Below are 24,053 nucleotides of genomic sequence, written 5' to 3'. Positions count from 1 at the left end.
GCTGGCAACGACGACGAAAGGAAGGGTCGACGATGACTGAAACACTTGCTGAGGCGATCGAGCGTGTCGGCAGCCCGGTGGAGCTGCTGCGCAACCAGAACTGGCCGGCGTTCACGTTCCCGGTCGCACCCGAGTACACCAACTGGCGCGACGAGCAGCGGGCGTGGAGCACGACGGTGGCGATCATGGACCAGTCGCACCACATGACCCAGCTGTTCCTGCACGGTTCGGACCTCCTCGAGCTGCTGAGCTCGATCTCGCCCAACACGTTCGCGACGTTCCGCCCGGGCGTGGCCAAGCAGCTGATCTCGGTCAACCAGGACGGCTACCTGATCGGTGACGGCATCCTCTTCTACAACTCCGAAGGCCCCGACGGCCTCGTTCTCATCGGCCATCACCTGCTCATCGACTGGGTGCGCTTCAACGTCGAGAAGGCGCAGGCAGCCGGCAAGGACGTGCACCAGCGTCTCGAGCCGAACTCGCACATGCGGCAGGGTCCGCCCACGTTCTACCGCTACGAGCTGCAGGGACCGAAGGCCGACGAGGTCATGGAGAAGCTCTTCGGCGGCCCTGTGCCGGAGCTGAAGTTCTTCCACATCGGTGACTTCGAGATCGCTGGCCGCCAGGTGAAGGCACTGCGTCACGGCATGGCCGGCCAGCCCGGGTTCGAGTTCTACGGACCCTGGGAGGACAACGAGGTCATCATGAACGCGCTCCTGGAGGCGGGGGAGGAGTTCGGCGTGCGCCGCGTGGGGGCCAAGGCCTACTCGTCGTCGCCGCTGGAGTCGGGCTGGGTGCCCACGCCGTTCCCCGCGATCTTCGACGAGGACTTCGCCGAGTACCGCGAATGGCTGCCGGCCGCCCGCGCGGGCAACGTCGCCGGGTCGCTGAACTCACCCGACATCCACGACTACTACATGACACCGTTCGACCTGGGCCTCGGCCGTTCGGTGCGGTTCGACCACGACTTCCACGGGCGCGAGGCGCTCGAGAAGCACGCCGAGAACCCGCGCCGACGCAAGGTGACGCTGCTGTGGAACGCCGAGGACGTCGCCGCGATCGTGCAGTCGCAGGTCGAGCCGGGCACGCCGGGCAAGTTCCTCGACTTCCCGAAGTCGCGGTACGGGCTGTTCCAGATGGACGAGGTGCACAAGGACGGCACGCTCGTCGGCATCTCGACCGACTGCGGGTACGTGACCATGGCCCAGCTGTACATGTCGCTCGCGACGGTCGACGCCGACGTGGCCGAGGGTGACGAGGTCGTGGTCGTCTGGGGCGAGGACCCGGTATCGCGCAAGGACTCGGTCGACCAGGTGCACCGGCAGATGCAGGTGCGCGCGACCGTCGCTCCCGCGCCGTACCAGGAGTACGCACGCACGGTCTACCGCGCCGACGCCTAAGGTTCTGCTGAACGGAACCCGCGTTACGATGGCGGCAGACCGAGGAGGATGCCGTGGCGCGAGGCTCTGCTGGGCTGTCGGTGCTGTCGCGGCACCTGCGCATCCTCGAGGCCTTCGACGCCTGGCATCCGTTCCTCACTCTGAGTGAGGTGGCCGACGCTGCCGATCTGCCCCGATCGAGTGCGCATCGGCTCGTGGCCGAGCTCGAGCGCGAGGGGCTGCTCGAGCGCCTGTCCGATCGCACGTACCGGCTCGGGGTGCGGCTGTGGGAGTTCGCCAGCCGCACGCCCGGCGCGGTCGGGCTGCGCGAGATCGCCCGACCGTGGCTGACGGCGGTGCACGAGCGGGTGCGCCAGCACACCCAGCTCGGGGTGCTGAGCGGCCGCGACATCCTCTTCATCGAGCGGATGTCGACGCGCGACGCCGTCATCAACGCCACCCTCATCGGGGGGCGCATCCCGCTGCACGCGTCGTCGAACGGGCTGGTGCTGCTCGCGCACGCCGACCGGACGCTCATCGACGCGGTCGCCGCCGGGCCGTTCCGGGTGTACACCGACCGAACACCGCGCACCGAGCCCGAGCTGCGCGCGCTGTTGCGCCAGGTGAGGGAAGACGGGTTCGCCGTGGCCGAGGGGTTCATCCACGTCGAGTCGCGGGGCGTCGCCGTGCCGGTCATCGGGCCGGGCGGCACGGTGTACGCCTCGTTGGGCGTGGTGCTTCCCAACGACGGCACCTCCGCAGTCCCCTACGTCGATCTGCTGCGCCGTGCCGCCGCCGGCGCCGCACGCGACCTGGCCACCGCCTACCGGCCCGATGTCAACGAGCGCACCCACGGCATCCGGTCGCTGGTGACCGGGTCGCGCCGGTCGCTGGAGTTCCTGGAGAGCATCGACGCCACCACGCTCGAAGGCGGCGACGCCCGCAGCGATGCGCTCAGAGCGAGTGCATCGTGATGTGGGTCGCGACCCTCGGGCTCGATGAAGCCGGGCGGCTCGGCGCGTCGGCCGCGGGCGAGGAGGCATCCGGCCTTCCCGCCGACATGACCCGCGCGACCCTGGCCCGGGTCGAGCGGATCGTCGCCGGTGGTCAGTCGGTGTAGCCCGTGCGCCAGCCGCCCTGGTACTCGGTGCGGGCGGTCTCGGCGTAGGGCACGGGGCTGACGATCGCGCGCACGGCGAGCTGCTCGTGCGGCTCGACGGTCGCCTTGCGCGACCCACCGTCGGGCTCGCCCCACACCACGCGCACCTCGGCGCCCACCGGCACCTCGGTGTCGACGGTGGCCAGGGACAGCCCGCGCTTCTCGTTCGCGGTGACGCCGGTGAACAGCGACAGGCCGACGGTGTTGCCGTCGGCGTCGATGACGGCGTCGTAGTTGCTCGAGCCGTAGTTGGCGTTCGGCAGGTCGAAGAACTGGTAGCCGGGGCCCTCGCGGTCGAGCACGGATGCGAGGATCCTCGAGAGGTCCTCGTCGTTCCACGCCAGTGTGACCTTCTTGCGCTGCTGAGCGGGATCGAGCTTCTCGAGGGCGTCGCGGCCGATGAAGTCGTGGTCGAACTTCACGAACGAGCCGTAGCCGAGCTCCCACGGGTTGAGGTAGTAGTCCTCGATGTCCGTAGACACGAACGAGCCGGCCAGTGCGTTGATCGCCTCGTAGCTGTTCGCGGGCAGCCACTCGCGGTAGGCGCGTTCGGCATCACTGGAGTAGATCGCCGGCAGTGGCGAGGGGATCCATCCCGACTCGAGCGTGTTCGACGAGTAGGCACGCGACCCGCACGGCTCGATGCCGAACTCGCGGCCCGCCTCGAGGATCGCATCGCGCACGCGGCCGTGCTCGGCGTACGGCCCCCACAGCTCCAGGCCGGGCGCGCCCGCCATGCCGTGCCGCAGGGTGCGCACCGGCGTGGCGGCGATGGTCGTGTGCCCCATGTGGAAGAACTTCACCTGCTCGACCGGTCCGCCGGCGAGCTTCTCGATGATCGCCCACGCGTTCGGGCCCTGGATCTGGAACCGGTAGTAATCGCGGTGCACCGCCTCGCCGTAGGGGCGCGAGGGGGAGCGGTCGTCGTAGCGGAACTCGACGTCGTAGCCGCCGGTCTCGGCGTGGACCTGCAGACAGTTCGCGCCGGGTGCGCGGCCGACGTACACGGACTCTCCCGGGGCCTCGTGGAAGAGGATGCCGTCACCGATCACACCGCCGTTGGAGGCCGTGGGCACGAACTGCTTCGCGGTGTCGACGGGGAAGTTCGCGAACGAGTTGATGCCGGTGTCGCTCAGCAGTCTCAGGGCGTCGGGCCCCGAGACGAAGAAGTTGACCATGTGGTGGGTCTGGTCGTACAGCACCGCGGTGTGCCGCCACGCCTTCTGCTCGCGTCGCCAGTTCGTGAACTCGGCGGGCACCACGGGGTAGATGTAGGTGCCGAGCTGCGAGTCGCGCAGCATCCCGACCGTGTCGCCGTGCTGGTCCAGCAGCTCCTGCAGGTTGTGTGCCATCTCTGTCTCCCTCGACTCTGGCCGTCATCCGAAAAATACCTATCTACAGAGGTATCATACGCTCAACCAAAATTGTTGACAATATCTTGACCAGCAGTGCGGGCTGTGGTTCGCTAACGCTGAGCCGGCCCGAGGGAGTCATATGCCTGCGCACGTCGCCGTGACCGACATCGCGCGTGCCGATGCCGCGGCGATCTGGTCACCGACGGACCCACGTCTACCGAGTACCCGAGCGGTGCCTTCGACTCCGATGTGCCCCGACCCCACCTGAGAAAGGACACCATGGCCACCAGTGAGAACTTCGACCTCGCCCACCTCGGCGCCGTCGAGCTGTTCACCCCCAAGTTCGAGGAGAGCCTGCACTTCTTCCGCGACATCTGCGCGATGCGCGAGGTCGCCCGCATCGGCGACTCGGCATACCTGCGCTGCTGGGACGAGTACCAGCTCTACACGCTCAAGCTCACTGCGTCGGACACGAACGGCGTGGGGCGCACGCTGTTCCGTGCCACGTCGCCGGAGGCACTCGATCGTCGCGTGGCCGCCATCGAGACCGCCGGGCTCGGGCACGGCTGGCGCGAGCCCGAGGTCGGCGTCGGCCGCTCGTACGAGTTCGAAGACCCCGACGGGCACGTCATGGCGCTCTACTACGACACCGAGCACTACGTGCCCGACGACGAGGACCGGCCCGCGCTGAAGAACCAGGCCTCGGCGTACCCCGGCCGCGGCATCAACGCGCGGCGTATGGACCACATCAACTACCTCGCCGCCGACGTGAACGCGGCGGGGGAGTTCTGGCGCGACGTGATGAAGTCGCGCGAGTCCGAGCGCGTGCGATTGGATGCCGGCGGCTACGCCGCCTGGTGGTTCCGGTTCCACCAGAAGTCGTACGACGTCGTGTACTCGGAGGACTGGACGGGAACGCGCGGCCGCTTCCACCACTTCGCCTTCGCTCCCGACTCGCGCGAAGACATCCTGAAGGCCGCCGACATCTGCCTCGAGAACGGCGTCTACATCGAGTACGGCCCGTACAAGCACGCCATCAACCAGACCTTCTTCCTGTACGTGTGGGAGCCGGGTGGCAACCGCATCGAGTTCGCCAACGCGCAGGCGCGCCTCATCGTCGACCCCGACTGGCCGGTCGTCGAATGGAGTCAGGCCGAGCGGGCCAAGGGGCAGGCGTGGGGCATGAAGACCGTCGCGACCTTCCACACGCACGGCACGCCGTTCGTCGAGAACCAGGAGGAGATCGACCGGGCGGCCCTGGCCGGCCACTGACCCGGCCGCCGGCCCCCACCAGCCACCGAAAACTCCTGATCTGGCCGAGGCAGGAAGATCGCTGCCCGCCGTGGCCTGACTACGCCAGAACAGGAGTTTCGGCGTAGCAGGAGTTTCGGCGTAACAGAAGTTTCGGCGTACGGAGGGGCGGGGGTAGAGGGGCGGGGTGGATGCCGGGGGCTCAGGCCGCGGGAAGCCAGGACTCCAGGTGGGGTACACGCGGCGCGCGTTGCCCTCGAAGATCGCGCGGCGGTCGGCGGGCGACAGGTCGGCCTCGTCGAGGTAGCGCTTGGTGTCGTCCCAGTAGCGGCCGGTCGAGGCATCCCGCCCGCGCACCGCTCCGATCATCTCGGAGCCGAACAGGATCTGCGTGTGCGGCACGACCTCCAACAGCAGATCGATGCCCGCCTGGTGGTACACGCACGTGTCGAACCACAGCTGCGCCATCGTGCCGTCGAGGTCCTGGCCCGGGTCGGCGGCCACGCCGCGGAATCGCCCCCAGTGGTACGGCACCGCCCCGCCACCGTGCGGAATGATCAGCCGCAGCCCCGGATGCCGCTGCAGGAGGCCCGACGACAGCGCCTGTACGAACACGGTGGTGCCGGCATGGACTGGATCAACTTCGTGCTGCTGCCGATGTTCCTGTTCTCGGCGACGCTGTACCCGATCTCCGTGTACCCCGAATGGGTGCAGGGCATCGTCATGGCGTTCCCGCTGTGGCACGGCGTCGAGCTCGTGTGCGGGTTCACGACCGGCGTGCTGACGGCGGGCATGTGGTGGCACGTGCTCTACGACGTCGTCATGATCGCGGTCGGACCCGTGTTCACCACCAAGCGACTGCGCGCCCTGTTCCTGGATTGAGCAAAGTGCTACTATGTAGAACATGGAGACTGTCGGTATTCGTGCACTGAAGCAGAACGCGTCGGCTGTGGTTGCCCGCGCCGTTGCGGGCGAGTCGATCACGATCACCGACCGCGGGCGTGCCGTCGCGCGTCTCACGCCCTTGGCGAGCACGACCATCGACACTCTCATCACGTCAGGGCGCGCACGCCCGCCTCTGCGACCACTCGCCGACCTGCCGGGCCCGGTGGGGGTAGGCGAACTCAGCTCTGTGGTTCAGCGAGGACGCGATGAGGAGCGTTACTGATGCACTACGCCGATACATCGGCGCTGGTGAAGCTTGTCGTTCCCGAGCCGGAGTCTTCGGCCTTGCGGCAGTGGCTCCATGGGAGTCACATCGAGCTCGTGACCAGCAGCATCGTGCGCACCGAGCTCCTGCGTGCCACACGTCGCGGAGACGTGGATGCCGGTGCGATGGCGCGAGCGCGCGACGTGCTGGCGAGACTCGTGATCGTCGATGTGACGACCGAAGTGCTTGACACCGCAGGTGTGCTCGATCCGGTCGAGGTCCGCAGTCTCGATGCCGTGCATCTTGCCACTGCACTCATCCTCGGCGACGAGATCGAGACCGTGATCACCTACGACGCCCGGATGGCTCAGGCCGCTGCCGCTCTCGGGCTCGCGATCAGCGCGCCCGCCTGACGCGCGCCCACCTGCTTCTCGGTGGGCTCGTAGGCATCCGCTCTACACTCGATCGAGTGCCTCTGCCCCTTCCCCCTGTCGCTGTGAAGATCGCCAAGCGTGCCCGCCTCGCGCTGAGCGCCGAGCGGGCCGCGTTCTGGCGGTCGCGGCCGGTGCAGGTCGATCAGGTGCTGTATGAGTCGTTCGCCGGCAACGCGGTCGGCTGCAACCCCGAGGCGATCTTCCGGAACCTGCTCGATCACCCCGACTACCTGCACCTGCAGCATGTCTGGGTCATCAGCGACCGTGCCGCCATCGCGCGGTTCGAGGCCGAGTTCGGTGCCCACCCGCGGGTGCGGCACGTCGTGCGCGGCACCAATGCGTACATCGCCGCCCTGTCGACGAGCGGCTACCTCGTCAACAACGCGACGTTCCCGCCGTCGTTCGGCAAGCGCCCCGGCCAGGTGTATCTCAACACCTGGCACGGCACGCCGCTCAAGCACATGGGCTTCGACATGCCCGACGGTGCGCACCAGTCGGCGAACACGCTGCGCAATCTCCTGTCGGCCGACTACCTGCTAGCGGCCAACCCGTTCATGGCCGAGACCATGTACGAAGGCGCGTACCGTCTGCGCAACATCTACCAGGGTCGCATCGTCGAAGAGGGCTACCCGCGCATCGACCGCCAGCGGCTGACGCCCGCCCAGACGCAGCAGGTGCGCCGTGACCTCTCGCGTCGCGGGCTGGCGCTCGGGGACCGGCGGATCGTGCTGTTCGCCCCCACCTGGCGCGGGGCGTCGTTCAGCTGGCCCGATCGCGACGTCGATGCGCTGGCCGCTCAGGTCGACGCACTGCAGCAGGCGCTCGGCGACGAGCACATCGTGCTGCTGAAGACCCACCAGGTCGTGCACCGGCACGCCGCCACCCGCCCGGCGCTGGCCCGCGTGCTGGTGCCCGACGCGATCCCGGCCAACGTGCTGTTGGGCGCCGCCGACGCGCTCGTGACCGACTACTCGTCGATCTTCTTCGATTACCTGGCCACCGGCCGGCCCATCGCGTTCCTCACGCCCGACGCCACCGACTATCAGGAGTCGCGGGGCACCTACCTGCCGCTCGACGAGCTGCCCGGGCCTGTGGGTTCCGACCCCGCCGAGGTGGGCGCGGCACTGCGCACCCTGATCGAGGACGGTGCGAAGCACGAACGCTACGACGAGTGGGCCGATAGATTCGTGCCCTTCGACGACGGTCACGCCACCGAGCGCATCGTCGACATCGTGTTCGGCCGCCACGAGTCGGGCTACCGGGTGCGCCGGGCGCGCACCGACGGGCGCACCCGGCTGCTGTTCCACCTCGGCGGCATGCGCGCCAACGGCATCACCACCTCGGCGCTGAATCTGCTCAGCGCGCTCGACCCGCAGCGCTACGACGTGACCGCGGTGATGGGCTACGCCCAGTCGCCGGCCGCGCGGGCGAACCAGTTGCGGGTTCCCGCGCACGTGCGACAGATCTTCCGCATCGGCGGCATGAACGGGTCGAAGGCCGTGCAGCTGCGACGCCGGCGCAACGACTGGCGCGGCACGCCGCTCGGCCCGCGCGCGGCGGAGTGGCATCTGCGCCTGTGGGAGGACGAGTGGACCCGCGTGCTGGGCTCGGGCCGCTTCGACTGGGCAGCCGACTTCAGCGGGTACAGCCCGTTCTGGGCGAACCTGGTGCTGCACGCTCCGGCGACCACGCACGCCATCTGGCTGCACAACGAAATGGTCGCCGACCGCAATCGCACCGTCGGCGGCAGGGCGCGCATGCACCGCAGCCTGGGGCTCGTCTTCGCGCTGTACAGGCACTACGAGCAGCTCGTGTCGGTGTCGCCGAGCCTCACCGAGCTCAACCGCGTGCAGCTGGCCGGCTCGGCGCCGAGCGTGCGCTTCCGCACCGTGCGGAATCTGCCCGACGTGGAGCGGGCGGCTACCGGCATCCGGCTGCCGCTGTCCAGCGTGCTCGACGAGGGCGAGCCGCGGCCCGAGTGGTTCGCCGAGCTCGCCGCGGGCGACGCGACCTGGTTCATCAGCGTCGGGCGCCTGTCGCCCGAGAAGAACCACGCGCGGCTCATTCGGGCCTTCGCCGCGGTGCACCGGCAACGGCCTGACACCCGGCTGCTGATCGTGGGCTCCGGCCCCCTCGAGGACGAGCTGCGCACGCTGATCGAGCGGGAAGGACTGCCGGATGCCGCGTTCCTGGCCGGATCGCGCAGCAACCCGTACCCGCTGCTGGCCGCAGCCGACTGCTTCGTGCTGTCGAGCAACTACGAGGGCCAGCCCATGGTGCTGCTTGAGGCGGCACTGAGCGATCTGCCCATCGTGTCGACGGCGTTCGCATCGGTCGAAGACGCCCTGCCACCGGGCGCGATCCACGTGGTCGCACAGGACGATGCGGCGCTCGCCGCGGGGATGACGGCGTTCCTGGACGGCGACGTCCCGGCCAGTCACCTCGACGCCGAGGCCTACACGGCCGCGGTGATGGCGGAGTTCGCGGCGGTCGCCGACCCCCGGTGACCGGTGGCCGGACGACGCGCGCGGATCAGCGCCAGAGCACCGCGATCCCCGCGTTGACGAGCGCGAGCACGCCGACGATCCAGAACAGCGCCGGAGACAGCGTCTTCTGCTTGCGCTGGCGTGCCCCGCCGATGCCGAGCAGCGCGCCGATGACGATCAGCAGGATGAGCTTGACGCCGAGCTTGGTGTAGTTCATCTCGATGCCCGCCGGCCACGGTGCCGCCAGCACCAGGCCGGTGATGAGCGCGATCACCATGCCCCACGTCATGAGCGGGGTGAACCGCACGCGGCGCGCGACGGCCTCGACCAGCCACGAGCCGAACAGGACGGCGAAGCCGATGATGTGCAGGTAGACGACGATGTGCCGCAGAATCTCCATGGCCCCAGCGTACCTTGCGTGTGACTGAAGGTCAGCCCCGCAGCTCCCGCACGGCCAGCGCGGTGCGGATCGCCGCATCCGCCGCTTCGAAGCCCTTGTCCTCGTGCGAGCCGGGCAGGCCCGCCCGGTCGAGCCCCTGCTGCTCGTCGTCGAGGGTGAGCACGCCGAACCCGACGGGCTTGCCGGTGTCGAGGGCGACCCGCGTGAGACCGTCGGTGGCGGCGGCGGCCACGAACTCGAAGTGGGGCGTGCCGCCGCGGATGATGACGCCCAGCGCCACCGCGGCATCCGCGCCAGCCTCCAGCGCCGCCTTCGCGACCACCGGCAGCTCGAACGACCCGGGCACGCGCACGACCCGGTGCCGCGCGCCCGCGGCCTCGGCCGCGCGCACCGCGCCGGCGATGAGTCCGTCGGCGATGGTCTCGTGCCACTGCCCGGCGACGATGACGATGTCGAGGCCGGTCGCGTCGACCTCCCGCTGCTGTGGTGCGCCCTTGCCGCTCACGCTCCGGTTCCTTCCTTCAGGTGGGCCAGCGCGTCGGCGAGCTCGTCGTCGCCGATGATGTGGCCCATGCGATCCCGCTTGGTCTGCAGGTACTGGTGGTTGTTCGGTCCGACACCGACGATCAGCGGCACCTGCTCGACCACGTCGAGCCCCAGTTCGCGCAGGCGCTTGGTCTTGTCGGTGTTGTTCGTCATGAGCCGCACACGTTCGACGCCGAGGTCCGCGAGGATGCCGGCGGCCGCCGCGTAGTCGCGTGCGTCGGCCGGAAGCCCCAGGGCGAGGTTCGCGTCGACCGTGTCGAGTCCGCGCTCCTGCAGGCTGTACGCGCGCAGCTTGTTGATCAGCCCGATGCCGCGCCCCTCGTGCCCGCGCATGTAGACGACGACCCCGCCATGCTGCTCGATCTCGGCCAGCGCCGCATCCAGCTGCGGGCCGCACTCGCACTTCAGCGACCCGAACGCCTCTCCGGTCAGGCACTCGGAGTGCACTCGCACCAGGGGTGCGTCATCGGGGAGGTCGCCGGAGACGACAGCGAGGTGGTCGGTGCCGGTGACGCGGTCCTTGTACGCGAGGAAGCGGAACGCGCCGTGCGCCGTGGGCACGGACGACTCGGCGCGCAGGCTCACACGGCGTCGGTGCGCCGAATGGACGGACACCTCGTGTGGTGACACCCGTTCGAGGTGCGCGATCAGCTGCTCGATCGTGATCACGGGCACGCCCTCGCGCTCGCCCATCTCGAGCAGCCCGGGCAGGCGCATCATGCTGCCGTCCTCGGCGACGACCTCGCCGATCGCGCCGACGGGCGACAGCCCGGCGAGCTGCATGAGCTCGACCGCCGCTTCGGTGTGGCCGGCGCGCTCGCGCACGCCGCCCTCCACCGCGCGCAGCGGCAGGATGTGTCCGGGGCGGATCACCGATGCGGGGGTGGCGTCGGGATCGGCGAGGACGTTGAGCGTGTGCGACCGGTCGGCGGCGCTGATGCCCGTCGATACGCGGTCGGCCGCGTCGACGCTGACCGTGTAGGCGGTGCCCCGTGAGTCCTCGTTGACCGCCACCATCGGCGGCAGGTCGAGGCGGTCGGCCCATTCGGCGGGCATGGGCGCGCACAGGAAGCCGCTCGACCAGCGGATCGTCCAGGCAAGCCACTCGGGGGTGGCGAGCTGGGCCGACAGGATGATGTCGCCCTCGTTCTCGCGATTCTCGTCGTCGGCGACGATGACGGGGCGGCCGGCGCGCAGCGCGTCGAGCGCGTCGTCGATGGGGGAAAGGCTCATCGCGAGCCTCCTTCTTCGGTGGGGTGGGACGGTGCGAACGCCAGCAGGCGCTGCACGTGGCGGGCGAGGATGTCGGTCTCGAGGTTGACCCGGTCGCTGGGCGTGCGCTCGCCGAGGGTCGTGGCGGCGAGCGTCTCGGGGATCAGCGAGACCTCGAACCATTCGTCGCTGGTGACGCTGACCGTCAGCGACACACCGTCGACGGCGATGGACCCCTTGTCGACGACGAGCGGGGCCAGGGCTCGGGAAAGCGAGATGCGCAGCACCCGCCACTGGTCGCCGGGGCGCACCTCGAGCACCTCGCCGGTGCCGTCGATGTGCCCCTGCACGATGTGCCCACCCAGGCGTCCGTCGGCGGCCATCGCCCGCTCGATGTTGACGGCACCGCCGGTCTCGAGGAGCGCGAGGGTCGACATGTCGAGGGTCTGCTTCATGACGTCGGCGGTGAACCAGTCGTCGCCCTGGTCGACGACCGTGAGGCATACGCCGCTGACCGCGATCGACGCGCCGTGCGTGGCATCCGTCACCGCCTTCGGGGCGCGCACCGTGAGCCGCACGCCGTCGCCCGACGGTGCGATGGCCGTGACCTGGCCCTGCTCTTCGACGATTCCGGTGAACATCAGCCTGTCTCCTCTGCGCCTGGTGCGGGGTGGGCAACGATCAAAAGGTCGTCGCCGAGTCTTTGGATGGATGCCACGGCGATGCGCCGCTGCTCCGTGATGGTGCGCACGCCCAGTGCGCCGAGCGCCGGCCGGTCGGCGCCGTCGGGCCCGACGCCGAGGAGCGTCGGCGCCACATAGACGAGCAGCTCGTCGGCGAGCCCCGCGCGCACGAACGCGCTCGCGACGGTCGGACCGCCCTCGACGAAGAGCCGCTGCACGCCGCGCACGCGCAGGTCGGCCAGCAGTGCGGGCAGGTCGTGGTCGGTGTGCAGCACGGGAGGCTGCGGGTGGCGGTGCACGGCCGCATCGTCCGGGATCGGCCGGGCGCCGAGCACGACGGGTACCGGCTGCTGCTCGTACAGCGACCCGTCGGGCCGTCGCGCCGTCAGTGCGGGGTCGTCGGCGAGCACCGTGCCCGTGCCGGCGACGATCGCGTCGGCCTGGCTGCGGCGGCGGTGCACGTCTTCGCGGGCGGAGGGTCCGGTGATCCACTGGCTCGTGCCGTCGGCGGCAGCGGCGCGCCCGTCGAGGCTCTGCGCCCATTTGACCGTCACGTGCGGGCGGCCGAGGCGCTGCACGGTCAGCCACGAGTCCAGCAGCGCCCGCCCGTCGTCGCCGCGCAGTCCCGGCGCGACGTCGACGCCGGCGGCGCGCAGGCGGTCGGCGCCGCCGTGGGAGTGCAGTCCCGGGTCGTCGACGGCGTATACGACCCGGCCGATGCCGACCTCGATGAGTGCCTCGCTGCAGGGGCCGGTGTGCCCGGTGTGATTGCACGGCTCGAGGGTGACCACCGCGGTGGCGCCGCGTGCGGCGCCGGCCGGCAACTGCGACAGTGCATCCACCTCGGCGTGCCGTGTGCCGGTGCCCCGGTGCCAGCCCTCGGCGATCACGTCGCCCGAGGGTGAGAGGATCACCGCGCCGACCTGTGGATTGACCCCGCGCGGTCCGCGCTGCGCGAGCGCGAGGGCACGGCCCATCGCCGTGTGCTCGATGTCGCTGTGCGTCATGCCCCGTCCTCGCCCTCGGGCCCCGGGGATACGCGGGAGGGGTGCCACGACTGTGCGCGACACCCGTGCTGCCTCCCATCCGGACTCGCGCTGGTCTCCAGCGCATCACCGTCGGTTCCGGAATTCCACCGGATCGACTCGCCGCCGCGAGGGCGTCGGGTTCGCGGACTCTCACCGCCGGTTCGGATTCTCACCGACCCCGGAGCACGTCGTGTTCCAGTGTAGTCAACCGTGGCAACCCGGATTCATTCCCGCTCCCGCGGGCGACCGCTGTCGCCGAGGGCATGTAGCCTGGGAGGGGAAGGGGAAGGGATGCCGCAGCTCACCGCAGCAGACGAGTCGGCCGCCACGCCGGCCGCTGGGGGGTTCGCCGCGCTCGCGGCGCGACCCTATGCCGATGTGCTCATCGTGGGCGGCGGGATCAACGGGATCGCGACCTTCCGCGACCTGGCGATGCAGGGCGTCGACGTGGTGCTGGTCGAACGCGGCGACTTCGTCAGTGGGGCGTCTGCCGCCTCGTCGCACATGATCCACGGTGGTGTGCGCTACCTCGAGAACGGCGAGTTCCGCCTCGTGCACGAGGCCGTCACAGAGCGCAACAGTCTGCTCCAGATCGCCCCGCACTACGTACGGCCGCTGCAGACCACGATCCCGATCTTCTCCACATTCTCGGGCATCCTCGGCGCGCCGCTGCGGTTCCTGCGGCACGGGGCAGGGCGGCCCACCGAGCGCGGCGCACTGCTCATCAAGATCGGCCTGGTCATCTATGACTCGTTCTCGCGCGGCGGTGGGCTCTTCGGCCGGGCAGCGGTGCCGCGGCACGAGTTCCGCGGGCGTGCACAGTCGCTGCGCGACCTTCCCCAGCTCAACCGCGATGTGAAGTATACGGCGACCTACTGGGACGCCTCGCTGCACGACCCCGAGCGCCTCGCGCTCGACCTGCTGCATGACGGGATCGCCGCGGGCGGTGAGCGAGTGCGCGCGGCGAACTACACCGCCGCGGTGGGGGTCGACGGCAGTCGGGTCGTGCTGCGCCCCTCGACAGGCTCGGGGAGCGGTGCAGCTGATCTGCCGTTCGCGGCATCCGTCGTCATCAACGCCTCGGGACCGTGGACCGACCTCACCAACCTCGCCCTCGGCGACCCCACGGCGTACATGGGCGGCACGAAGGGCTCGCACATCGTGCTGGACCATCCCGAGCTGCTGGCGGCCACAGCCGGGCGTGAGCTGTTCTTCGAGCACAGTGATGGGCGTATCGTGCTGATCTACCCGCTGAAGGGCCGCGTGCTGGTGGGCACCACCGACCTCGAGCACGACATGCGCGAGCCGATCGTGTGCACCGAGGCCGAGGTCGACTACTTCTTCGCGCTCATCGCGCATGTCTTCCCCGGCATCTCCGTCGACCGCGAGCAGATCGTCTACCGCTTCGCCGGCGTGCGGCCGCTGCCCGGGCACGGCGACCTCGCCCCCGGGTTCGTCTCCCGCGACTACCGCATCGAGGCGCAGCGGCTGGCCGATGACCCGGCCGCACCGCAGGTGCTGAGCCTCGTCGGCGGCAAATGGACCACCTTCCGCGCCTCGGCCGAGCATCTGGCCGATCGTGCGCTGGAGGCTCTGTCCCGGCCGCGCCGGCGTTCGACGAAGGGCGTACCGATCGGCGGTGGCCTCGGCTACCCGACCACCGAGCGTGGGCGGCAGCGCTGGCTCGACACGCACGGCGCGATCGTCGGGCGCGAGCGCGCCGCGGTACTGCTCGACCGCTACGGCACCGTCGCCGAGCGGGTCATCGCGTCGATCGTGACCGATCCCGCCGATGCCCCGCTCCACCACGCCCCGGGCTACTCCACCGGCGAGCTGCGCCACCTCGCCCGGCACGAGCAGGTCGTGCACCTCGAGGACATGCTGCTGCGGCGCACCTCGCTCGCCTTCACCGGCGCCGCCGGCCCGGACGCCGCCGCCGAGGTCGCCGACGCGATCGCCGGCGAACGGGGATGGGATGCCGCGGCCCGCCGCGCCGAGATCGACCGCGCCCGGGCCGCGGTGGGCCGGGCGGTGCCGGCGGCCACACCGGTAGCCTGACAGGCATACACCGAGTGAGGAGGCCGCGTGGCGGAACACGTGCTGGCGCTGGACCAGGGAACCACATCGACGCGCGCCATCGTGTTCGGCGCGCACGGGCGGATCGTCGGCACCGCGCAGCGCGAGCACGAGCAGATCTTCCCGCGGGCCGGCTGGGTCGAGCACGACCCCGTCGAGATCTGGACCAACACCGAGTGGGTGCTGTCGTCGGCCATGGCACGGGCCGGGCTGTCGGGTGACGACATCGCGGGCCTCGGTATCACCAACCAGCGCGAGACCGCAATCGTGTGGGACCGGCGCACGGGGCACCCCGTCCACAACGCGATCGTGTGGCAGGACACCCGCACCCAGCCGCGCATCGATGCGCTCGCGCGCGACGGCGGTGCCGACCGGTTCGCCGAGATCACGGGACTGCCGCCGGCGACGTACTTCTCGGCGTCGAAGATCGCCTGGATCCTCGACAACGTCGCCGGGGCGCGCGCCGCCGCCGAACGCGGCGAGCTGCTCTTCGGCACGCCCGACACGTGGGTCGTCTGGAACCTCACCGGCGGTGTTCGGGGTGGCATCCACGTCACCGACGTCACCAACGCCAGCCGCACGCTCCTGATGGACCTGCGCACGCTCGACTGGTCGGACGAACTGCTCGAGGTCTGGGACATCCCGCGATCGATGCTGCCCGAGATCCGCTCGTCATCCGAGGTGCTCGGCGAGGTGCAGGTGCCCGCCGTGGCCGCGGGCGTCGCCGTGGCCGGCATCCTCGGCGACCAGCAGGCGGCCACCTTCGGTCAGGCGGCATTCGACGCCGGCGAATCGAAGAACACGTACGGCACCGGCAACTTCCTCATCGTCAACACGGGGGAGCAGATCGTGCGATCGCAGCACGGGCTGCTGACGACCGTCGCATACAGGGTGGCCGACGAGCCCGCCCGATACGCCGTGGAAGGATCGATCGCCGTCACCGGCTCGCTCGTGCAGTGGCTGCGCGACAATCTGGGCATCATCCAGCGATCCGAGGAGATCGAGGGCCTCGCGGCGTCCGTCGACGACAACGGCGGCGCCTACTTCGTGCCCGCCTTCTCGGGGCTATTCGCCCCGTACTGGCGGCCCGACGCGCGCGGCGCACTGGTCGGTATGACGCGCTATGTGAACCGTGCGCACATCGCGCGCGCCGCGCTGGAGTCCACGGCCTTCCAGTCGCGCGACGTCATCGACGCGGCGCAGGCCGACACCGGCACCCGGCTCGACGAGCTGCGGGTGGACGGCGGGATGACCCGCAACGATCTGCTCATGCAGTTTCAGGCCGACGTCCTCGGTATGCCGGTCGTGCGGCCGCGGGTCGTAGAGACGACGGCGCTGGGTGCCGCCTATGCGGCGGGGCTCGCGACGGGGCTGTGGGCGGGCCGCGACGAGCTGCGTGCGCACTGGCAGGAGGATCGGCGCTTCACGCCGCGCATGGACGCCGACGAGCGCGAGCGGCGCTACCGGCAGTGGCAGAAGGCCGTATCGAAGTCGCTGGACTGGGTCGACGACGACGCGCGGCTGCTGGCCGGCACGGCCGACGGCTGACGGCTACTTCAGCAGCCGGCTGAGGCGCCGGTCCGCGAGGATCTTGCCGCCGGTCTGGCAGCCGGGGCAGTACTCGAGACTGCTGTCGGCGAAGAACACGCTGCGCACCTCGTCGCCGCACACCGGGCACGTCTCGTCGCGGCGGCCGTGCACCTGCATGCCGCGGCGCTTGGCGTCCTTGAGCTCGGCCGGCGGCCGGCCCGCCGCGGTCGCGGTCGCCTCGGTGAGCGTGTCGATCATCGCCGTGTGCAGTCGCGTGATGTCGTCGTCTGCCAGGGTCGCGGCGAGGGCGTACGGCGACATCCGCGCCGCGTGCAGGATCTCGTCCGAGTAGGCGTTGCCGACCCCGGCGATGATCGACTGATCGCGCAGCACGCCCTTGATCTGGGTGCGGCGGCCCGCCAGCAGGGCGGCGAACGCGTCGCGCGTGAACGCCGGGTCGAGCGGATCGGGACCCAGGCGGGCGATGCCCGGAACATCGGATGCCGCGCGCACGACGTATACGGCCAGCGACTTCTTCGTCCCGGCCTCGGTGAGGTCGAACCCCGAGCCGTCGCCGAGCGCCACGCGCAGCGCGATGGGCGTGCGGCCGGGCTTGATGGTCGTCGAGGGCAGGTGCTCGTACCAGCGCAGCCAGCCCGCCTTGGCCAGGTGGAAGACGAGGTGCGCGTCGGTGGTCACCAGGTCGATGAACTTGCCGTGCCGGGTGACGTCGGTGAGCTCGGCGCCCTTCAGCGCCTCGATCGGTGGGTCGTACGTCTTCAGCGCGGCGATGTTCGCCACCGACAGGCCGGTGATGGGGAGCCCCGTGACGCGCCCGCGCAGGAACTCGATGAGTCCCTGCACCTCGGGCATCTCGGGCATGGGATCATCCTTCCACGCCGAGCGGAGAGGGGAGTGTGGTCGTCGGTGCGCAGCAGGGCGGCCATCCAGCCGTCCGAGCGGCGTCCACGCGACACCAGCCCCTGCCGGCGCAGTCCCTCGTAGCGGAACCCGAGTGCCCGTGCGGCGTGGGCCGACGCCGTGTTGCCGACCACCGCCATCCATTCGATGCGCGCGAGGTCGAGCCCTTCGGTCGCGAACCCCCAGTCGAGCACGGCTCGCGAGGCCTCGGTGACGATGCCGCGCCCGCGCGCGGGGCGGGCGACCCAGGAGCCGAGCTCGCCGGTGCCCTTCCCGTCGAGGCGATACAGGCCGATCACGCCGGCCAGGGGTCCGCTCTCGCGCACGGCCCACGTCATATGCGTGCCGGCGGTCCACTCGCCGGCCACCTGGGGGACGAAGTCCTCGGAGGCCCGACCCATCCCCTGCTGCACCAATGCAGGCTGAACCGTGCGCAGGCATGCCGCGACGGGGCGATCCGCCGAACGAGCCTGCATTGCTGCGGGGTCTGTTCCTCCACAGCCCGTGGAGCGGGCGGGAGTTCTCCACGGATGCGGCGAAGGGCGCCGCGCGGGCCTGCGCAGCGCGGACAGTGGTCGCATGACTCCTGACCTCCACGTCCTGACCCGGGCCGACCTCCATGCGGCCGGGATGAGCCGCGGTGCCATCGATCGAGCCCTTGCGGCGGGAACGCTCGTGCGCGCACGCCGCAACCAGTACCTGCCCGCCGATGCCCCGGATGAAGCCATCATGGCGGTCCGCATCGGCGGCCGCCTCACATGTCTGTCCGTGCTCGCCGCGCACGGCGTGTTCGTGCGCGGCAACACACGTGTCCACGTGCACATGGCGCGCACTGCCGGGCGCATGCGCGCGGCGTACGACCTGCGCACCCCGCTGGCCCGGCGGGGTCGTCGGCTGCAGGTGCTGCACTGGATGCCGCTGCGCGCCCCGGTCGACGCCCGTGCCACAGGCGTCGGGGTTCTCGACGCGCTCATCCATTCGGTGACCTGTCAGCCGTGGCGTGACGCGGTGGCCGCCATCGACAGTGCTGTGCACCTCGGGCTGGTCACGATCGACGAGCTGCAGGCGGTCTTTGCCACGCTGTCGAAGCGATACTGGCGGCTGCTGACGCTCGTGGACGGCAGAGCGGAGTCGGGACCGGAGACCCTGATGCGGCTGCTCGTCCGGGAGCTCGGCTGCCACGTCGACCTGCAGGTTCGGATCGACGATGTCGGCCGGGTCGATCTGCTGGTGGACGGCTGGCTGGTCATCGAGTGCGACAGCAAGGAGCATCACAGTTCGTGGGCGCAGCAGGTGAAGGATCGCGAGCGCGACCTGGCGCTCGCGGCCCGGAGCTACGTCACGCTCCGTCCGACGGCGCACCAGATCTTGAACCGGCCGAATCTCGTACGGGATGCGCTTCGCGGCGCGCTCGCCGCGCGCCGCGGAGCAACAACGCAGGCTCGAACCGCGCGGTAGGTACCTCAGACGCCTTCGAGTGTCGATGCAGCCTGCGCTGCTGCGGGGCACGCCGGTGCGCAGGGCAGCCAGTGCGGCGAGGGCCGGGCGGCTGGGGTCGGGGGCCGTCGCGCCCCTCAGCCGCGGCGCAGCAGGCCGACCTTGTCGTACACGTCGGCCAGGGTCGCATCGGCGACGGCGGCCGCACGCCCGGCGTTCACGGCGAGCACCCGGTCGAGCTCGGCCGGGTCGTCGAGCAGCTCGAGCGCGCGCGTGCGCACCGGCCCGAACTCGTTCACGACGACCTCGGCCAGACCCTTCTTGAAGTCCCCGTAGCCGCGGCTCGCGTACTCGTCCTCGATCGCCGGGATCTGCCGCCCCGTCAGCGCGGCGTAGATCACGAGCAGGTTCGACACGCCGGGCTTGTTCTCACGGTCGTACCGCACCGACCCCTCGGAATCGGTGACCGCGCGCATGACCTTCTTGGCCGACACTGCGGGGTCGTCGAGCAGCCACAGCACGCCGGCATCCGATTCCGCGGACTTCGACATCTTCGCGGTCGGGTTCTGCAGGTCGTAGATGCGCGCGGTGTCGCGCTGGATCACTGGCATCGGCACTGTGAACGCCTTGCCGCAGCGGTTGTTGAACCGCTCGGCCAGGTCGCGGGTGAGCTCGACGTGCTGCTTCTGGTCGTCGCCGACCGGCACGATGTCGGTCTGGTAGAGCAGGATGTCGGCGGCCATCAGCACCGGGTACGTGAAGAGTCCCACGTTCGTGGCATCCGCCCCGTACCGCTGCGACTTGTCCTTGAACTGGGTCATGCGCCCGGCCTCGCCGAAGCCGGTGATCGTCGACAGTACCCACTGCAGCTCGGCGTGCGCGGGTACGTGCGATTGCACGTACAGTGTCGACTTTGCCGGCTCGATGCCCGCCGCGATGTACTGCGCGGCGGTGCGGCGCGTCTTCTCGCGCAGCTCACCGGGCTCGCCCGGCTGGGTCAGGGCGTGCAGGTCGACGACCGAGAAGAACGCCTCGTACGACTCCTGCAGCTCGCGCCACTGCATGAGCGCCCCGATATAGTTGCCGATCTGCAGCGAGTCGGCGGAGGGCTGCATTCCCGAATAGAGGCGCGGTCTGGTCATGCTCCCAGTCTAGGGAGCGGATGCCGGCCCGGCCGCCGGGTCAGGCCCCGAACGTGTAGTCGGCGATCACCGGCGCGTGGTCGCTCCAGCGGGTGTCCCACGACAGGGCGCGCACGACGCGGTAGTCGGTGACGCGGTCTGCCAGCGCCGGCGTGGCGAGGTGGTAGTCGATGCGCCACCCGGTGTCGTTGTCGAACGCGCGGCCGCGCATCGACCACCAGGTGTACGGCCCGTCGACCTCGCCGTGGAAGCGACGCCCGACATCGACCCACCCGAGCCCGATGCCCTGCGCGCCGTCCACCGTGTCGACCGTCTCGCCGGCCGGCGCGAGGAAGCGGTCGAGGTACGCGCGCTCGCGCGGCAGGAAGCCGGACTTCTTGCGGTTGCCGCGCCAGTTGCGGATGTCGAGCTCGCGGTGCCCCACGTTCAGATCGCCCATGATCAGGGCGAGCGGCGTGGTCGCGGCGAGCTGCGGCATCCGTTCCTCCATCGCGTCGAGGAAGGCCCATTTGTCGTCCTGCCGGGGCGTGTCGACCTCACCCGTGTGCACGTAGGCGCTGACGACCGTGACCCGTTCGCCGTCGACGTCGAAGTCGGCTTCGATCCAGCGGCCGGCCGAGTCGACCGCGTCGTCGCCGAGCCCCCGTCGCATCTCGACCCCGCGCGTGCGGGCGGCGATGGCGACGCCGGCGCGGCCCTTCGCGAGGGCTTCGTCGTTCACGAGCCGCCAGCCCGGCAGCGCCTCGGCGAGCTGTTCGGCGGTGGCCCGCACCTCCTGCAGCGCCATGATGTCAACCTCGGCCCCGGCGAGCCACTCGCCCATCCCCTTGCGCGCGGCGGCGCGGATGCCGTTGACGTTGACCGAGGCGATGCGAAGGCGGTGAGACACGACGTCCACCCTAGCCGTGGGTTCCGACACGGGACGAGATCAGGCGAACAGCGAGCCCTGCACGGCCGCCGGGGGAGGGGATGCCTCGGCGGCGGCGAGGGTCGCACGTGCCCGCTGCACCTCGCGGTCGGCGCTCCACGCGCGATACCAGGGCGCGATCGTGCGCTTCTGCTCGGCCATGCGCAGCTGTACACGCGCGGCCGTGACGAGCGCCCGCTGCTCGGCGGCGCGGCGGTCGGTCTCGCTCAGGCGCACGATGGGGATGCGGCGATCCTTCGCCGTCACCGCGATCCACGCCGCGGAGAGGAGGATCACGATGCTGACCAGCCGGAACCACAGCAGGAACCCGATGAGGACCGAGAACGACAGCAGCAGGGGGTTGGCGGGGGTGTAGCGGAAGAGCACGCCGGTGAGCACCTGCAGCGCGGCGACGGCGATCCCGCCGAGCAGTGCACCCCGCCAGATGGTGCGCCACGGCAGGTCGGCCCCGATGAGGAAGCGTACGAGGGCGGCCAGGGCGAGGGTGTTGACGATGACGGCGACCAGGATCGACAGGCTCTTCACGCCGAGCTGCGACCACAGCGAATGGCGGTCGATGCCGATGAACGAGAGCGCGACGTCGAGGGCGCCGGAGGTCAGGGTGGCGAGCATCGCGCCGATGATCAGCGTGGCGCCGAACACGAGCGCCGCCAGCAGGTCGTGAGCCTTCAGCAGCAGGAAGTTCCGCGGGTCGTACGGCAGGCCGAAGATGTCGCGCACGGCCCGGCGCGTGAAGGTGACGAAGCCGATCGCGGTCCAGATCGCCACGACCACGGCCACGGCACCGGTGACGGCCAGCACCCCGCCGCTCTGGCGGGCAACGGCCTCGACCTGCTCGGGTTTGACGAGTCCGGTCTCGCTGATGAGGTTCGGGATCCAGTGGTTGATCAGGTCCATCACCTGGTTGATCGCCGCGCTGCTGCCGCCGAGCCAGATGCCCACGGTGGCGAACGCGACGTACAGCACGGCGAAGATGGCGAACAGCGACTGGTAGCTGATGCTCGCGGCCAGCAGGAGCCCGTTGTGCCACGAGAAGTGCCGCCACACTCGCACCGGGAACCACGCCATCGTGCGCTGGGTGATCGCGGTGGCACGGGCGAGCGGCTCGTCGAACCGCTCCTTCAGAGCGGTCTGCGTGGCCTCCCAGCGGGCGCGCCACGAGTCGTCGGCGGCGCTGGGCAGGGGTGCCGCGCCGGGTTCGGAGCGGCTGCGCTTGTCGGCCACGACCCTCAGACTACGACAGGGTGCGCGTCAGGCGCCGCGCAGCACGGCCTGCTTGACCTCGGCGATCGCCTTGGTGACCTCGATGCCGCGGGGGCACGCCTCGGTGCAGTTGAAGGTCGTGCGGCAGCGCCACACGCCCTCCTTGTCGTTGAGGATGTCGAGGCGCGCGTCGCCGGCGTCGTCGCGCGAGTCGAAGATGAACCGGTGCGCGTTGACGATCGCGGCGGGCCCGAAGTATTGCCCGTCGGTCCAGAACACAGGGCACGACGAGGTGCACGCCGCGCACAGGATGCACTTGGTGGTGTCGTCGAAGACCTCTCGGTCGGCGATCGACTGGATGCGCTCCTTGCCGGGTTCGGACTTCGAGTTCGCGATGAGGAACGGCTGCACCTCGCGGTACGAGGCGAAGAACGGCTCCATGTCGACGACGAGGTCCTTCTCCAGCGGCAGGCCCTTGATGGCCTCGACGTAGATCGGCTGCGAGATGTCGAGGTCCTTGATGAGGGTCTTGCAGGCCAGCCGGTTGCGTCCGTTGATGCGCATGGCGTCGGAGCCGCAGATGCCGTGGGCGCACGACCGGCGGAAGGTCAGCGATCCGTCGACTTCCCACTTGATCTTGTGCAGCGCGTCGAGCACGCGGTCGGTGGAGTACACCTCGACGTCGTAGTCGACCCAGCGCGGCTCCTCGTCGACCTCGGGGTTGAACCGGCGGACGATGAAGGTGACGAGGAAGGACTGGATACCGGTCTCCGGCGCCTCTTCGACGACGTCTTCCATGGCGACGACCGCAGACATCAGTACTTCCTCTCCATCGGCTGGTATCGCGTGACGACGACGGGCTTGGTGTCGAGCCGGATGTGGTCGTTCGGGTGCGATGAGTGCGGGTCGCCCGACAGGTACGCCATCGTGTGCTTCATGTAGTTCTCGTCGTCGCGCTTCGGGTAGTCGTCGCGCATATGGCCGCCGCGGCTCTCCTTGCGGTTGCGGGCGGCGTAGACGACGACCTCGGCGATGTCGAGCAGGAACCCGAGCTCGACGGCCTCGAGCAGGTCGGTGTTGAACCGCTTGCCCTTGTCGTCGACGTGCACGTTGCGGTACCGCTCGCGCAGCTCTTCGATCGTGTCGAGCATCTCGGACAGCGACTGGTCGGTGCGGAACACCTGCGCCTTGCGGTCCATCTCGTCCTGCAGGGTCTTGCGCAGCACGGCGATGCGCTCGGTGCCGGGGTTGTCGCGCAGGCCTTCGATCAGCTCGCGCACCTCGCGGGCGGGGTCGTCCGGCAGCGGCACGAACTCGGCCGTCTTGACGTACTCCACCGCGTTGCGTCCGGCGCGCTTGCCGAAGACGTTGATGTCGAGCAGCGAGTTGGTGCCGAGCCGGTTCGAGCCGTGCACGGACACGCACGCGCACTCGCCGGCGGCGTACAGGCCCGGGACGACGGTCGTGTTGTCGGCGAGCACCTCGGCGTCGTTGGTGGTCGGGATGCCGCCCATCGCATAGTGCGCGGTGGGCATCACCGGCACGGGCTCGACGACCGGGTCGACGCCCAGGTACGTGCGGGCGAACTCGGTGATGTCGGGGAGCTTGGTCTCGAGCACCTCGGCGCCCAGGTGCGTGCAGTCCAGCAGCACGTAGTCCTTGTGCGGGCCCGCGCCGCGTCCCTCGGCGACCTCCTGCACCATGCAGCGGCTGACGATGTCGCGCGGGGCGAG

Annotated in this window: 23 protein-coding genes and 2 pseudogenes; 11 read left to right on the top strand and 14 right to left on the bottom strand. The window is 70.2% G+C overall.

The window, feature by feature from the left end:
- Positions 1-32: 32 nt before the first annotated feature.
- The 3 genes from ACK5IN_RS05225 to ACK5IN_RS05215 are packed head-to-tail and all read left to right on the top strand — an operon-like array spanning position 33 to position 2,499.
- Positions 33-1,400 (top strand): aminomethyl transferase family protein, encoded by a 1,368-nt coding sequence (locus ACK5IN_RS05225; protein ID WP_416895150.1) that lies wholly within the window; start codon positions 33-35, stop codon positions 1,398-1,400.
- Positions 1,401-1,453: 53 nt separating this feature from the next.
- Positions 1,454-2,353 (top strand): IclR family transcriptional regulator, encoded by a 900-nt coding sequence (locus tag ACK5IN_RS05220; protein WP_416895149.1) that lies wholly within the window; start codon positions 1,454-1,456, stop codon positions 2,351-2,353.
- Positions 2,353-2,499 (top strand): hypothetical protein, encoded by a 147-nt coding sequence (locus ACK5IN_RS05215; RefSeq protein WP_416895148.1) that lies wholly within the window; start codon positions 2,353-2,355, stop codon positions 2,497-2,499. The genes ACK5IN_RS05220 and ACK5IN_RS05215 overlap by 1 nt, the downstream gene beginning before the upstream one ends.
- On the opposite strand, the gene ligM is transcribed toward ACK5IN_RS05215, so the two are convergent.
- The gene (gene ligM, locus ACK5IN_RS05210; protein ID WP_416895147.1) at positions 2,487-3,890 is read right to left on the bottom strand and encodes a vanillate/3-O-methylgallate O-demethylase; all 1,404 of its coding nucleotides are present in this window, start codon (positions 3,888-3,890) and stop codon (positions 2,487-2,489) included. The two genes, ACK5IN_RS05215 and ligM, sit on opposite strands and share 13 nt — an antisense overlap.
- A gap of 282 nt (positions 3,891-4,172) precedes the next feature.
- Between ligM and ACK5IN_RS05205 the strand changes: the two genes are divergently transcribed.
- Entirely contained in the window at positions 4,173-5,165 is a 993-nt protein-coding gene (locus tag ACK5IN_RS05205; protein ID WP_416895146.1) for a VOC family protein, read from the top strand.
- A gap of 270 nt (positions 5,166-5,435) precedes the next feature.
- On the opposite strand, the pseudogene ACK5IN_RS05200 reads toward ACK5IN_RS05205, so the two are convergent.
- Positions 5,436-5,759, bottom strand: a pseudogene (locus ACK5IN_RS05200) (amidohydrolase family protein); the annotation flags it as partial.
- A 12-nt stretch (positions 5,760-5,771) separates the two neighbouring features.
- On the opposite strand from ACK5IN_RS05200, the pseudogene ACK5IN_RS05195 reads away from it, so the two are divergent.
- The 4 genes and pseudogenes from ACK5IN_RS05195 to ACK5IN_RS05180 form a co-directional block, all read left to right on the top strand.
- Positions 5,772-6,026, top strand: a pseudogene (locus tag ACK5IN_RS05195) (ABC transporter); the annotation flags it as partial.
- Between the two features lie 22 nt (positions 6,027-6,048).
- The gene (locus tag ACK5IN_RS05190) at positions 6,049-6,312 is read left to right on the top strand and encodes a type II toxin-antitoxin system Phd/YefM family antitoxin (protein WP_416895145.1); all 264 of its coding nucleotides are present in this window, start codon (positions 6,049-6,051) and stop codon (positions 6,310-6,312) included.
- Positions 6,312-6,707 (top strand): type II toxin-antitoxin system VapC family toxin, encoded by a 396-nt coding sequence (locus ACK5IN_RS05185; RefSeq protein ID WP_416895144.1) that lies wholly within the window; start codon positions 6,312-6,314, stop codon positions 6,705-6,707. Before ACK5IN_RS05190 ends, ACK5IN_RS05185 begins: the two co-directional genes overlap by 1 nt.
- A gap of 56 nt (positions 6,708-6,763) precedes the next feature.
- On the top strand, positions 6,764-9,235 hold the full coding sequence (locus tag ACK5IN_RS05180; RefSeq protein ID WP_416895143.1) for a CDP-glycerol glycerophosphotransferase family protein: 2,472 nt from the start codon (positions 6,764-6,766) through the stop codon (positions 9,233-9,235).
- A gap of 25 nt (positions 9,236-9,260) precedes the next feature.
- On the opposite strand, the gene ACK5IN_RS05175 is transcribed toward ACK5IN_RS05180, so the two are convergent.
- The 5 genes from ACK5IN_RS05175 to ribD are packed head-to-tail and all read right to left on the bottom strand — an operon-like array spanning position 9,261 to position 13,062.
- Positions 9,261-9,614, bottom strand: a complete 354-nt coding sequence (locus tag ACK5IN_RS05175; protein ID WP_416895142.1) for a Fe-S protein — start codon at positions 9,612-9,614, stop codon at positions 9,261-9,263.
- A gap of 31 nt (positions 9,615-9,645) precedes the next feature.
- Positions 9,646-10,119, bottom strand: coding sequence for a 6,7-dimethyl-8-ribityllumazine synthase (gene ribH, locus ACK5IN_RS05170; protein WP_416895141.1), 474 nt, complete (start codon positions 10,117-10,119; stop codon positions 9,646-9,648).
- A complete protein-coding gene (gene ribA / locus ACK5IN_RS05165; protein ID WP_416895140.1) occupies positions 10,116-11,393 on the bottom strand; it encodes a GTP cyclohydrolase II in 1,278 nt (425 codons plus the stop codon). The genes ribH and ribA overlap by 4 nt, the downstream gene beginning before the upstream one ends.
- Entirely contained in the window at positions 11,390-12,013 is a 624-nt protein-coding gene (locus ACK5IN_RS05160) for a riboflavin synthase (RefSeq protein ID WP_416895139.1), read from the bottom strand. The genes ribA and ACK5IN_RS05160 overlap by 4 nt, the downstream gene beginning before the upstream one ends.
- Positions 12,013-13,062 carry a bifunctional diaminohydroxyphosphoribosylaminopyrimidine deaminase/5-amino-6-(5-phosphoribosylamino)uracil reductase RibD gene (ribD, locus tag ACK5IN_RS05155; RefSeq protein ID WP_416895138.1) on the bottom strand — a complete coding sequence of 350 codons (1,050 nt, stop codon included), beginning with the start codon at positions 13,060-13,062 and terminating at the stop codon, positions 12,013-12,015. Before ribD ends, ACK5IN_RS05160 begins: the two co-directional genes overlap by 1 nt.
- 312 nt (positions 13,063-13,374) lie before the next feature.
- Here ribD and ACK5IN_RS05150 point away from each other — a divergent pair, with 312 nt between their 5' ends.
- Both ACK5IN_RS05150 and glpK read left to right on the top strand, forming a co-directional pair.
- Entirely contained in the window at positions 13,375-15,141 is a 1,767-nt protein-coding gene (locus ACK5IN_RS05150; RefSeq protein ID WP_416895137.1) for an FAD-dependent oxidoreductase, read from the top strand.
- Positions 15,142-15,168: 27 nt separating this feature from the next.
- A complete protein-coding gene (gene glpK, locus ACK5IN_RS05145; RefSeq protein ID WP_416895136.1) occupies positions 15,169-16,707 on the top strand; it encodes a glycerol kinase GlpK in 1,539 nt (512 codons plus the stop codon).
- A 3-nt stretch (positions 16,708-16,710) separates the two neighbouring features.
- On the opposite strand, the gene ACK5IN_RS05140 is transcribed toward glpK, so the two are convergent.
- The gene (locus tag ACK5IN_RS05140) at positions 16,711-17,571 is read right to left on the bottom strand and encodes a DNA-formamidopyrimidine glycosylase family protein (RefSeq protein ID WP_416895135.1); all 861 of its coding nucleotides are present in this window, start codon (positions 17,569-17,571) and stop codon (positions 16,711-16,713) included.
- Positions 17,469-18,011, bottom strand: coding sequence for a GNAT family N-acetyltransferase (locus ACK5IN_RS05135; protein ID WP_416895134.1), 543 nt, complete (start codon positions 18,009-18,011; stop codon positions 17,469-17,471). Before ACK5IN_RS05135 ends, ACK5IN_RS05140 begins: the two co-directional genes overlap by 103 nt.
- A 178-nt stretch (positions 18,012-18,189) precedes the next feature.
- Here ACK5IN_RS05135 and ACK5IN_RS05130 point away from each other — a divergent pair, with 178 nt between their 5' ends.
- Positions 18,190-19,068, top strand: a complete 879-nt coding sequence (locus ACK5IN_RS05130) for a type IV toxin-antitoxin system AbiEi family antitoxin domain-containing protein (RefSeq protein WP_416895133.1) — start codon at positions 18,190-18,192, stop codon at positions 19,066-19,068.
- Between the two features lie 116 nt (positions 19,069-19,184).
- Here ACK5IN_RS05130 and trpS read toward each other — a convergent pair whose 3' ends face one another.
- The 5 genes from trpS to ACK5IN_RS05105 form a co-directional block, all read right to left on the bottom strand.
- Positions 19,185-20,189 carry a tryptophan--tRNA ligase gene (gene trpS / locus ACK5IN_RS05125; protein ID WP_416895132.1) on the bottom strand — a complete coding sequence of 335 codons (1,005 nt, stop codon included), beginning with the start codon at positions 20,187-20,189 and terminating at the stop codon, positions 19,185-19,187.
- A 40-nt stretch (positions 20,190-20,229) separates the two neighbouring features.
- Positions 20,230-21,078 (bottom strand): exodeoxyribonuclease III, encoded by an 849-nt coding sequence (locus ACK5IN_RS05120; protein WP_416895131.1) that lies wholly within the window; start codon positions 21,076-21,078, stop codon positions 20,230-20,232.
- 39 nt (positions 21,079-21,117) lie between these two features.
- Positions 21,118-22,341, bottom strand: coding sequence for a YihY/virulence factor BrkB family protein (locus tag ACK5IN_RS05115; RefSeq protein ID WP_416895130.1), 1,224 nt, complete (start codon positions 22,339-22,341; stop codon positions 21,118-21,120).
- A 27-nt stretch (positions 22,342-22,368) separates the two neighbouring features.
- Positions 22,369-23,136, bottom strand: a complete 768-nt coding sequence (locus ACK5IN_RS05110) for a succinate dehydrogenase iron-sulfur subunit (protein ID WP_416895129.1) — start codon at positions 23,134-23,136, stop codon at positions 22,369-22,371.
- Positions 23,136-24,053, bottom strand: a 918-nt coding sequence (locus tag ACK5IN_RS05105) for an FAD-binding protein (protein ID WP_416895128.1), incomplete at its 5' end; no start/stop codon positions are given. The genes ACK5IN_RS05105 and ACK5IN_RS05110, both read right to left, overlap by 1 nt.

Origin of the sequence: Microbacterium sp. (assembly GCF_047971895.1) — a bacterium.
GTDB lineage: Bacteria > Actinomycetota > Actinomycetes > Actinomycetales > Microbacteriaceae > Microbacterium.
This window is presented reverse-complemented; position numbering and strand designations above follow the sequence as displayed.